Consider the following 9290-nt stretch of genomic DNA (forward strand, 5'->3'; position numbering starts at 1 on the left):
CCTGGCCTCGCTGCCCGCCCCCACCTTGGCCGCCGAGCCGGTCGGCGCCGCCAAGCCGATCCTGGCCTGGGTCGGCTTCTGCCAGGGCTACCCGGCCGAGTGCGCGGTCAACGCCGCCGAGCCCGCCCGCATCGCGATGACCCCCGCGATCTGGAACACGATCCAGACGGTCAACCGGCGGGTCAACGCCACGGTGACGCCGGTGACCGACATGGACCACCTCGGGGTGCCGGACCGTTGGGACCTCGCTGAGGACGGCTCGGGCGATTGCGAGGACTTCCAGCTGCTCAAGCGCAGCCTGCTCGCCCGCGCCGGCCTGCCGCGCCGCGCCATGCGGATGACCGTAGTCATCGACGAGAAGGGCGAGGGCCACGCCGTCCTCACCCTGATCACCGATCGCGGCGACCTCGTGCTCGACAACAAGACCAGCCAGATCCTACCCTGGCACCGCACCGGCTACACCTTCATCAAGCGCGAAAGCCAGGACGCCGTCGCCTGGGTGTCGCTCGGCGGCGTCACCTCGCCTGTCACCACCGCCAACCGCTGAGGATCAGGCGGCTCAGAAGGCTCAGGCGGCCTGGAGCGCCGGCTCGGCCTCGGCCTCGACCTCGGACGCCGCGACCTCTTCGGTCATCTCCGCATCCGCCGGCACGGGGCGTTGCGCCGGGCGCTTGAGGGCGTCCCGACGAATGCGGCCGAGCTGCATCTCGATCCGGCCGATGAAGGCGGTGATGTGGGGGGCGACGCCGCGCAGGCTGGCGAGGTCGCGCAGCAGGATGTCGACCGCGAGCGCACGGTCCGCATCGGTCGGCGAGGCGGCGAGGAACATTTCCACCGCGTGCTGGGCGATGTCGATCGCCCCCGGGGCGCCGTTCTCCGCGAGAGCCCGGATCATGAGATGGATGGGGGGTTGCGACACGGTTGCGATGATCCCTGGCGGCCGCTTGGCCGATGTCTTGCTGGGACCTGCGAAGCCGATCCCGTGGCGCCGGCGTGCCGTCACGCCGGTGTCACAGTCTCAAGCTGCGAATCACGCCGGAATCAAGGGGCGATCGACCGCGCAGGTCTCGCATTCCCGAAGCGCATGAACTTTTTTCGCGCATCGCCCGCGGCCTCGGTGGAACCATCCGGGAGCCGATTGGTTAATTCGCATTCATTTTTCGATTGAGCCGCCGGCACGCACGTGCCAGCTTGGTCGCTTCGGCAGGGCGGAGCATCGAGCATGCGGTACGCGGTTGTCCAGGCGGCGGGTGCCCTCGGCGGCATCCGATGGCGCTTTGCCCTGCGAAGCACCGGGCGCGCGGCCGCCCTGGGCTTTGCCGGAACGATCCTGATGATCGGCGGGGCCTCGACCCAGCCCCGGACGCTCGCCAGCCTGCCCGATGCGGCCACGCCAGTGGAGACCGGGGCGGCAGCGCGCCCGGTGGCGGCCTGGACCGCGTTCTGCCAGCGCATGCCCACCGAGTGCGACGTGGACACGCGCGAGCCGGCCACGATCCGGTTCGACGCCGACCTGTGGCGGACGCTGACCGGCGTCAACCGCCGGGTCAACGCCCGGATCAGGCCGGTCACCGACCAGGCCCATTGGGGCGTCGTCGATCGATGGGACTTCCCCGACGACGGGTTCGGTGATTGCGAGGACTACCAGCTGCTCAAGCGTCGGATGCTGATCGAGCGCGGGTTGCCCCGGCGTGCGCTGCGGATGACCGTGGTCATCGACGACATCGGCGAGGGCCACGCGGTGCTGATGGTGCGCACCGATCGCGGCGACTTCATCCTCGACAACAAGACCAACACGATCCTGTCGTGGCGCGACACCGGATACGCCTACATCAAGCGCGAGGGGCAGGACGGGCGCGCCTGGGTCACGCTCAACGGCGGCGCCTCGCCGGCGGCGACGGCTAACCGCTGACGGGCCGGGTCAGGCTCCGACGACGAAGGCCGCAAGGCCCAGCGCGACGCGGCCCGAGAGCAGGCCCCAACCGCAGGCGATGACGGTCGCCAGCATCACGAAGGGCATCGGGCGCCCCTCGATCCGGCGCCCGCGCAGGGTGTTGCGCAGGATGATGAAGGGCGCCCCGAAGGCCAGCATCGGCAGCGCGGCGACGGCGGTGACGCCGCCGTGCCCGAGCAGGCTGAAGCTAGCGCGACGCGTGGTGCACATCTCGAACGCGCTGGCGAGGAGCCCCGAGAGGGCCAAGCCCACGCAGAGCGTCCGGATCGCGTCGAGGGAAGCGAGGGTGATGACCATGACGCACGCTCCGACCGAGGATGCGCGCAGTCTAACCCTGATGTTTACGAAACGTTAAGCACCTGTGCGGGTTAGCGTTAACCCGTGCACAGGCCGAACGCGCCTCAGGCGTCGTCCTCGAGATCGATGTCGAGGATCGCCATCCGGAACATGAAGGAATCGTCGCCGTCCTCCTTGTCGTCGGAGATCACGCCGATCGACTCGTCGCCGATGAAGACCTCGGCGGAATCGCCGTTCTTCATCGCCACGATGCGGATGCTGGCGTTGGCGAATTTGCGGCGCAGGTAGTCCTGCAGCTTCGCGACTTCGGGCTTGGTCACGCTGTCGAGCCTTTCGGGTTCTTCATGCAGGGCGTTCCGGGTGCGTGCCCTGGTCGGGAGCCCGCCCGGCGGCCGGGCCACCGCTTGCCACGCCCTCGGCGGAGGAGCAAGCGCGGCCGGACCCGCGCGTCAGATGCCCTCGGCCATGTGGATGAACTGGTCCATGCTGACGAGCTGGTCCATGGCCCGGGCCGGCTCGGCGCAGCCGGCGGTGCCGACGACGCGGGCCGGCACCCCGACCACCGTGGTGTTGGCCGGCACCGGGCGCAGGACCACCGAGCCGGCGGCGACCCGGGCGCATTCCCCGACCTCGATGTTGCCGAGGATCTTGGCGCCGGCACCGATCATCACGCCGCGGCGGATCTTCGGATGGCGGTCGGCCCCCTGCTTTCCGGTGCCGCCGAGCGTCACCGCATGCAGGATCGAGACGTCGTCCTCGATCACGGCGGTGGAGCCGACCACGAGGCCGGTGGCGTGGTCGAGGAACACCCCCCGTCCGATCCGCGCCGCCGGGTGGATGTCGCACTGGAACACCTCCGACGACCGGCTCTGTAGGTAGAGCGCGAGGTCGCGCCGGCCCTGGTTCCAGACATGGTGCGCCAGGCGGTGCGCCTGGATGGCGTGGAAGCCCTTGAAGTACAGCACAGGCTCGATCGCGCGGCTGGTCGCAGGGTCGCGGTCCATCACGGCGACGATGTCGGCGCGGAACGCCTCGCCGATGCGCGGGTCCGCTTGGATCGCCTCGTGGAAGGCATGCGCGACCAGCTCCGAGGGAAGCGCCGCGTGTCCGAGCCGGGCGGCGACCCGGTGCGAGACGGCGCCCTCCAGGCTGGTGTGGTTCAGGATCGTGGCGACGATGAAGGAGGCGAGCTGCGGCTCGTCGCGGATCACCGCCTCGGACTCGGCGCGCAGGCGCGACCAGACCGGGTCGACGGTGCCGGCGAGCCCGTCGGCGACGGGGCGCCCGAGGGCGTGGCTGCCAGTCATGGTTCTGCTCCTCGGGTGGCGCGGCGACGGAGGGCGGCTTGCCCCGTGCCGGGGCGCCCGGACCGGGTCGCGCCGGGTCCACGGATGATCACGGGTCGGTTCGCGAACCGGCGAAGGCGGGTTCCCGTTCGACGTGAGCGGAAAGCTTGGGGTGGCCGCCGGCCTCGATCAAGGGCCGCGTCAGGACGGCGGGCGCGACATCGCACCCCTCAGGCGGTCACCGCCTGCCCCTGGAAGCGCGCTTCGATCGTGCGGGTCAGGCGGTCGACCATCACGTCCACGGGCACGTCGGAGGTGTCGACGGTCGCCGAGGCGCGGGCATAGAGCGGCTCGCGGCTGGCGAGCACCGCCCGCAGTTCCAGCATCGCCGAGGCGTGATCGCCGGTCATGGCGAGATGTCCCTGGTCGCGGACCCGCTGCATGTGTTCCTCGGGCCGCGCCTTGAGCCAGACCGTGAAGAAGGCCTGCAGCAGGAGGTCGTAGGTCAGCGGCTCGGCGACGATGCCGCCGCTGGTCGCTAGGACCAACGGCCCGGGATGCTCGGTCAGGCGCCGCAATGCCGCCTGCTCCAGGCGGCGGTAGCCTTCCTGGCCGTAGATCGCGAAGATCTCCTGGACCGAGAGCGCGTTCTCGCGCTCGATCTCGGCGTTGAGCTCGATGAAGGGCCAGCCGAGGCGTTCGGCGGTCATCCGCCCGAGGGTGGACTTGCCCGCGCCGCGCAGGCCCACCACCGCCACGCGTGGACGCGGCATGCTCCCGTCGCGCGGGCCGCCCGAAAGCGCGTCCTTCGCGGCCGCGATCTGGGCCGGCGAGGCGTGGCCGAGGAGGTCGCGCAAAACCGGCCAGTCGGGGATCGCGTCGTTGCCGGTGATCAGGTCGTCGAGGCGCACGCCCATCGCGTCGGCGACGCGCCGCAGCAGGATGATCGAGACGTTGCCCTGCCCGCCCTCCAGCTGGGCGATGTAGCGCTCCGACAGGCCCGAGGTCTGCGACAGCAGCTTGCGCGACAGGCCGCGGACCGTGCGCGCATGCCGGACCCGGCGACCGAGGTCGGACAGGAAGAGTGATTCTTGTTCCACCGCGCCGGTCATGGCGTCGTCCGCTTTCCGATTGATCCCAAGCGCGTCGGTCTCACGCGCGAGATCGGCCTCTCGGCCATCCCGACGCAAGTGATGCGCCGCGAACCTCACACAAGGACGACCATGACGCGGTCACGCCCGATCTCTCGCGAGACGTCCGGCGCACCCCTGCCCTCGGTGCATGATGATTCGTCAAAGGAACTCGAGCGGTTGCGATGCTGCGGCGCACACGGCGCCGACCGCATCGGTCCCCTCGTCCGACGCCCCGTATGTGTTGCGCTGCGGTCCCGCGGTCAACCCAGCCAGCAAATCGTTGGCTGGACAACCTCTGCGGTTTTCCCGCGCTGGTACAAACCTACTGGTCGGTGGCGAGTGCGGTGGCTTCGAGGACGGGCTCCTCGGCGGGCGCCCTGCGAGGCGCGGCGGGCCGGGCGAACGCAGCGAGTCGCTGGGCCGAGGGCCGACGCGGCGGCAACGGCACGGCGACGCTGTCGGCGGAGGCCGCATCCGCGGTGGCGGCGGCCGGCGGCGCTGCGGGCGAGGCGGCCAGGGTGAGCCCCGAGAGGTCGGCGCTCGCCACCTGGACGGCGCCGGAAAGCGAATCGGGCCGGCGCGGCGGAAGCGGCACCGCGATCGTCTGGGCCGTCGCGGCGGCGTCCGCTTGCGGCTGGTCGGCGGCGGGGTCCTGCGTCGTGCGCAGGCTCGCCATCTCCACCATCTCGGCCCCTGAGAGGGCTGCCGGACGACGGGGCGGCAAGGGGACCGCGACCGCCTCGGCCGGCGCCGCCGCCACGGTCGGGGCATAGGCCAGCGCCACGTTGGCGGCGGAGAGGTTCGGATCGGTGGCGACGACGGGCGCGCCGGTGAACAGGCTGGCGACCGCGCTGGCGGAGGCCGCGACCGGGGCCACAACCGCGGCGACCGCCGTGGCGACGCCCTGGCGCTTGGCGGCGTAGTAGTAGCCGCGATTGTAGTAGCCGTAGGCCTGGGTGAGGTTGCCCTGCGCGGTGCGGTAGGCGCCGGCGAGGTAGGCGACGCCGTATTTCAGGTTCGTCCCGGGATCGAGCAGGCCGGCGGCGTCGCCCTGATAGCCGAGGCCGCGGGCGGTGGCGGGCTTGATCTGCATCAGCCCGAGGGCGCTGCCGCCCTTGGCCTTCGGGTTGTAGTTGCTCTCGCGCTTGACCACCGCGTGGACGAAGCTCGCCGGAACGCCGTTCGCCTTGGCGTGCTGCTCGATCAGCGCATCGATGTTGTCGCGGGCTCCCTGCGCGATGGCCGGGACGGTCACGACCGCCAGAGCTGCGGCGAGGAGAAGGCGTCGATGCATCCTGGAGACCCGTTCCCGCTTGTTCTGGTCAAGCTAGGTCGGGGGCAAATGAGGCTGGAAAGCGGCTTGGATGCGGTCGCCTGGGGGCGGCGAGCCCGGGGGGCGGAGCCTGTGCCCAGCATGCCACAGGGGCGGACGTCTTCTTAGGCCAGGATCAGCCGATCGACCGCCTTGGCGAAGCCGTCGGCGTCGTTGCCGTCGGTGACGGCGGTGGCCGCCGCCTTCACCCTCTCCTCGGCGTTGCCCATCGCCACCGACAAGCCGGCGCGCGCGAACATCGCGGCGTCGTTGCCCGCGTCTCCGAAGGTGGCGATGCGGCTGCGCGCGAGGCCGAGCCGGTCCGCCATCCAGTCCACGAAGCCGCCCTTGTCGACGCCGGGCGGGGTCACGTCGAGGTAGTAGGCCTGCGAGCGGTGGACGACGGCGCGGCCCTCCAGGGTGCGGCCGATCTCGGCCTCGCAGGCGGCGAGGTGCGCGTGGTCCCGGCTGACGCCGACGAGCTTGGAGGCCCGTCCCAGAAGGGAGGCGAGCTCGGGCACCACGTTCGGCTCGGCGTCGAGGGTGCGGCGCTCGAGGTCGGTGTAGGGTCCGGCCGGGTCGCGCAGGCTCCACAGGCCGTCGGCGAAGACCCAGACATCGAGCTTCGCGGCGAGCATCCGGTCGACCGCCTCCCGTGCGGTCGCCTCCGGGATCAGCCGCTCCTCGATCACGGAGAGGTCGGGGCCGACCACCGTCGCGCCGTTGAAGGCGCCCATCGGCAGGCGTAGCGCCAGCGTCGCGACGAGACCGCGCAAGCCAACGGGCGGGCGGGCCGACGCGACGGTGAAACCGATTCCGGCGGCGTGCAGCCGCGCCACCGCGGCGATCGTGCCCGGGCTGAGGCTCTTGTCGGTGCCGACGAGGGTGCCGTCGACGTCCGAGATCACGAGGTCGATGTCGCGGTCGCTCATGATACGGCTCCTCCGGTCGCCTGGACCCGGGCGACCACGCGCTCGGCGATCCGCTCGGGATCCTCGGCGATGCCGACGACGACCGGATGCTCGTCCTCCCCCGGCGGCTCCAGGATCGCGAACTGGCTGTCGAGGAGGGCCGGCGCCATGAAGTGCCCGTGCCGCTGCGCGAGCCGGCCGGCGATCAGGTCGCGGCTGCCTTCGAGGTAGACGATCCGGACCTGCCGCGAGCCCCCGGTGAGAACGTCGCGATAGGCCCGGCGCAGGGCCGAGCAGACGATGACGCCGGATTCCCCCCGCTCCAGGCGATGCCGGATCCAGACCGCGATCGAGGCGAGCCAGGGCGCGCGGTCCTCGTCGTCCAGGGCGAGGCCGGCATGCATCTTGGCGACGTGCTCGGGCGTGTGGAAGCTGTCGCCGTCGACGAAGATCCAGCCCAGCCGCTCGGCCACCAGGGCGGCCACGGTGCTCTTTCCCGAGCCCGAGACCCCCATCACCACGAGCACCTGTGCGGCGGGGGACCCCGCAGGGTCGTTCGGCGTGGACTGGCTCGCGGGCATCGCGGCTCCCGGTTCGATCGCGTGGTCGCGGCGTCGCAGATAGCACGCCGCCCGGCCCGGGCGAGGCCTTCGAGCGGAGCCGCCCTCCCCTCAGCCGCCGGCCTTCGGCGCCGCCGGCGGCAGCTCCGCCATGATCGGACGGATCGCCCGGTCGCGCAGGAATTGCGGTCCGAGGACCATGCGGAAGTAGTCGTAGGGGCCGGGCCGCTCGTTCGCGAGCAGGAACTGGAAGTGCATGCGGAACGGCTTGAGCCTGACCTTCGCATAGGTCTCCGGCGTCAGGATGTCCCGCACCTGTGCCGACCGCACCAGCGGGTTCGCGATCGGGCCGCCGGCGAGCGGCAGCCCGAGGTCGAGCACAGGATTGAAGCCGGGGAAGTTCATCCAATCCTGCGGCGCCTGCACGTCGAGCCAGACGATCCGGCGCGAGGCGACGAGGGCGGCCACGTCGCCGCGGACATGCCGGGCGAAGGGCTGCGCGGCGACGATCGGAAGGGCCGAGCCCAGGGTCGCGAGGCAGAACGCCGTGTCGCCCGTTCCGAGGTCCGGAGCTCGGGCGAGGAGCCGCGCAGCGACCTCGGCGGCCGTGAGCCCGCCGGTGGAGTGGCCGACGATCATCACCTCGTCCGGCCGCTCGCCGCGGGCTTCGGCTTCGGCGAGCCGCGCGAGGATGCGGTCGGCGAAAACGTCGAGGCGGGCGGCATAGTCGCGTCGCCAGCCGTTGCCGTGCTGCCAGTTGAACACCCAATCGTTCAGCAGCTGCCAGAAGAAGAACCTGTTGAGCAAAGCCTCGATCGCCACGATCCAGGCGATCCCGGCGACGACGGCAAGCGGCAGGGTCACCCAAGGCGGCCAGCCGAGGCTGTGGCCGAACCAGTCGCCGAGGTGGGCGTGCACCAGGGTCCCGATCGCCAGCGACAGGGCCGAGAGCAGCACGACCATCACGAACGGGTAGATCACGACGTTCCCGTAGAGCCAGTTGAGCCGGTAGAACCGCCAGATCAGCCCGCGGACCAGGGCATGGAGCGTGCCGACGACGAGGAGCAGGACGCTGAGCACCCGCGGCCGACGGAAGTCCCGCGCGACGAGGTCGTCCCAGAGCAGCACGTCGTAGGCGGTCGCCACCCGGCCCTCGTCCGGTCCGACCGTCCAGCTCTGTAGGATGCCGTCCGCACTCAAGGTCGCCGGCGAGATGTCGGGCCGCGGATCGCCGAAGCGCTTGGCGTGCCGCAACAGCTCGCGCACGAACAGCAGGCGATAGCGGGTCCGTGCCTCGGGATCGTAGCCCGGAATGAAGAACACCTGTCGGCGGCGTACCGTGCCGGTCCGCTCGGCCTGCAAGTCCGGCGGGGTGTAGGAGAGAGGCAGCCTCATGGATGAGGGCGTTCTTCCGAAGTCGTTCGCTGCGTCGTGGGGCGGAAATATTTTCCAGGCATAAGGCTTCGTCGGCGCGAGAGCCAGATCGCCCGTGTCGCTGTCAGCGTCCAGCCCGCAGAAAGTCGGAGTCGCGACTTGACGATGTGCACAACGGGGATCGCCGCGGCCGATCGAGCTCGCGCGCTGCGAGTGTGTCCGCCCCGCTACGGACAGCAGCTTGCGATTGGTCTAGGCGTCGAGGCCTTGAAAACGATCAGGCGATCCTGGATGCGCGTCCTCCCCCTGCTCCTGCTCACCGCACTTGCGGTGTCGGGCTGTTCGGTTCTTCCGGCTTCGGGTCCGACGGCGCGGGCCGTCGAGGCGGGGGCGGAGGTCTCGACGCCGGAGGGGCTGCTGGCGCGCTACGAGCTCGTCGACGTGACGCCGGCCGTGATCGAGG

The 9290-nt window shown here is 71.1% G+C and carries 11 protein-coding genes and 1 pseudogene; 3 read left to right on the forward strand and 9 right to left on the reverse strand.

Going from position 1 to position 9290, the window contains the following annotated elements; genetic code table 11:
- The first annotated feature begins 1 nt into the window (after position 1).
- A complete protein-coding gene (locus FV229_RS22695; protein ID WP_147754130.1) occupies positions 2 to 547 on the forward strand; it encodes a transglutaminase-like cysteine peptidase in 546 nt (181 codons plus the stop codon).
- A gap of 21 nt (positions 548 to 568) precedes the next feature.
- On the opposite strand, the gene FV229_RS28265 is transcribed toward FV229_RS22695, so the two are convergent.
- Complete coding sequence (locus FV229_RS28265; RefSeq protein WP_246688297.1) at positions 569 to 919, reverse strand: hypothetical protein; 351 nt, start codon at positions 917 to 919, stop codon at positions 569 to 571.
- 414 nt (positions 920 to 1333) lie between these two features.
- Here FV229_RS28265 and FV229_RS22705 point away from each other — a divergent pair, with 414 nt between their 5' ends.
- Complete coding sequence (locus FV229_RS22705) at positions 1334 to 1912, forward strand: transglutaminase-like cysteine peptidase (RefSeq protein WP_246688298.1); 579 nt, start codon at positions 1334 to 1336, stop codon at positions 1910 to 1912.
- A gap of 9 nt (positions 1913 to 1921) precedes the next feature.
- On the opposite strand, the gene FV229_RS22710 is transcribed toward FV229_RS22705, so the two are convergent.
- From FV229_RS22710 to FV229_RS22745, 8 genes are all read right to left on the reverse strand, one after another.
- Positions 1922 to 2251, reverse strand: a complete 330-nt coding sequence (locus FV229_RS22710) for a hypothetical protein (protein ID WP_147754132.1) — start codon at positions 2249 to 2251, stop codon at positions 1922 to 1924.
- Positions 2252 to 2355: 104 nt separating this feature from the next.
- Positions 2356 to 2571 carry a DUF3126 family protein gene (locus FV229_RS22715; protein WP_147754133.1) on the reverse strand — a complete coding sequence of 72 codons (216 nt, stop codon included), beginning with the start codon at positions 2569 to 2571 and terminating at the stop codon, positions 2356 to 2358.
- Positions 2572 to 2700: 129 nt separating this feature from the next.
- Complete coding sequence (gene cysE, locus FV229_RS22720; protein WP_147754134.1) at positions 2701 to 3558, reverse strand: serine O-acetyltransferase; 858 nt, start codon at positions 3556 to 3558, stop codon at positions 2701 to 2703.
- Between the two features lie 209 nt (positions 3559 to 3767).
- A complete protein-coding gene (locus FV229_RS22725) occupies positions 3768 to 4673 on the reverse strand; it encodes a helix-turn-helix transcriptional regulator (protein WP_281406027.1) in 906 nt (301 codons plus the stop codon).
- A 319-nt stretch (positions 4674 to 4992) separates the two neighbouring features.
- Positions 4993 to 5964 carry a transglycosylase SLT domain-containing protein gene (locus tag FV229_RS22730; RefSeq protein WP_147754136.1) on the reverse strand — a complete coding sequence of 324 codons (972 nt, stop codon included), beginning with the start codon at positions 5962 to 5964 and terminating at the stop codon, positions 4993 to 4995.
- 143 nt (positions 5965 to 6107) lie between these two features.
- A complete protein-coding gene (locus FV229_RS22735) occupies positions 6108 to 6914 on the reverse strand; it encodes a Cof-type HAD-IIB family hydrolase (protein ID WP_147754137.1) in 807 nt (268 codons plus the stop codon).
- On the reverse strand, positions 6911 to 7474 hold the full coding sequence (locus FV229_RS22740) for a gluconokinase (protein ID WP_147754138.1): 564 nt from the start codon (positions 7472 to 7474) through the stop codon (positions 6911 to 6913). Before FV229_RS22740 ends, FV229_RS22735 begins: the two co-directional genes overlap by 4 nt.
- 90 nt (positions 7475 to 7564) lie before the next feature.
- Entirely contained in the window at positions 7565 to 8848 is a 1284-nt protein-coding gene (locus FV229_RS22745; protein ID WP_147754139.1) for an alpha/beta hydrolase, read from the reverse strand.
- A gap of 270 nt (positions 8849 to 9118) precedes the next feature.
- On the opposite strand from FV229_RS22745, the pseudogene FV229_RS28270 reads away from it, so the two are divergent.
- Positions 9119 to 9290: pseudogene (locus FV229_RS28270) on the forward strand (sugar transporter); the annotation flags it as partial.

The organism is Methylobacterium sp. WL120 (genome assembly GCF_008039465.1).
Taxonomy (GTDB): Bacteria; Pseudomonadota; Alphaproteobacteria; order Rhizobiales; family Beijerinckiaceae; genus Methylobacterium; species Methylobacterium cerastii.

What these genes read in the sequence shown, in the direction of transcription:
- FV229_RS22705 (WP_246688298.1), top strand. Translation starts at nt 1,334, where the DNA reads ATGATCGGCGGGGCCTCGACCCAGCCCCGGACGCTCGCCAGCCTGCCC.
- FV229_RS22710 (WP_147754132.1), bottom strand. Translation starts at nt 2,251, where the DNA reads ATGGTCATCACCCTCGCTTCCCTCGACGCGATCCGGACGCTCTGCGTG.
- cysE (WP_147754134.1), bottom strand. Translation starts at nt 3,558, where the DNA reads ATGACTGGCAGCCACGCCCTCGGGCGCCCCGTCGCCGACGGGCTCGCC.
- FV229_RS22730 (WP_147754136.1), bottom strand. Translation starts at nt 5,964, where the DNA reads ATGCATCGACGCCTTCTCCTCGCCGCAGCTCTGGCGGTCGTGACCGTC.
- FV229_RS22735 (WP_147754137.1), bottom strand. Translation starts at nt 6,914, where the DNA reads ATGAGCGACCGCGACATCGACCTCGTGATCTCGGACGTCGACGGCACC.
- FV229_RS22740 (WP_147754138.1), bottom strand. Translation starts at nt 7,474, where the DNA reads ATGCCCGCGAGCCAGTCCACGCCGAACGACCCTGCGGGGTCCCCCGCC.
- FV229_RS22745 (WP_147754139.1), bottom strand. Translation starts at nt 8,848, where the DNA reads ATGAGGCTGCCTCTCTCCTACACCCCGCCGGACTTGCAGGCCGAGCGG.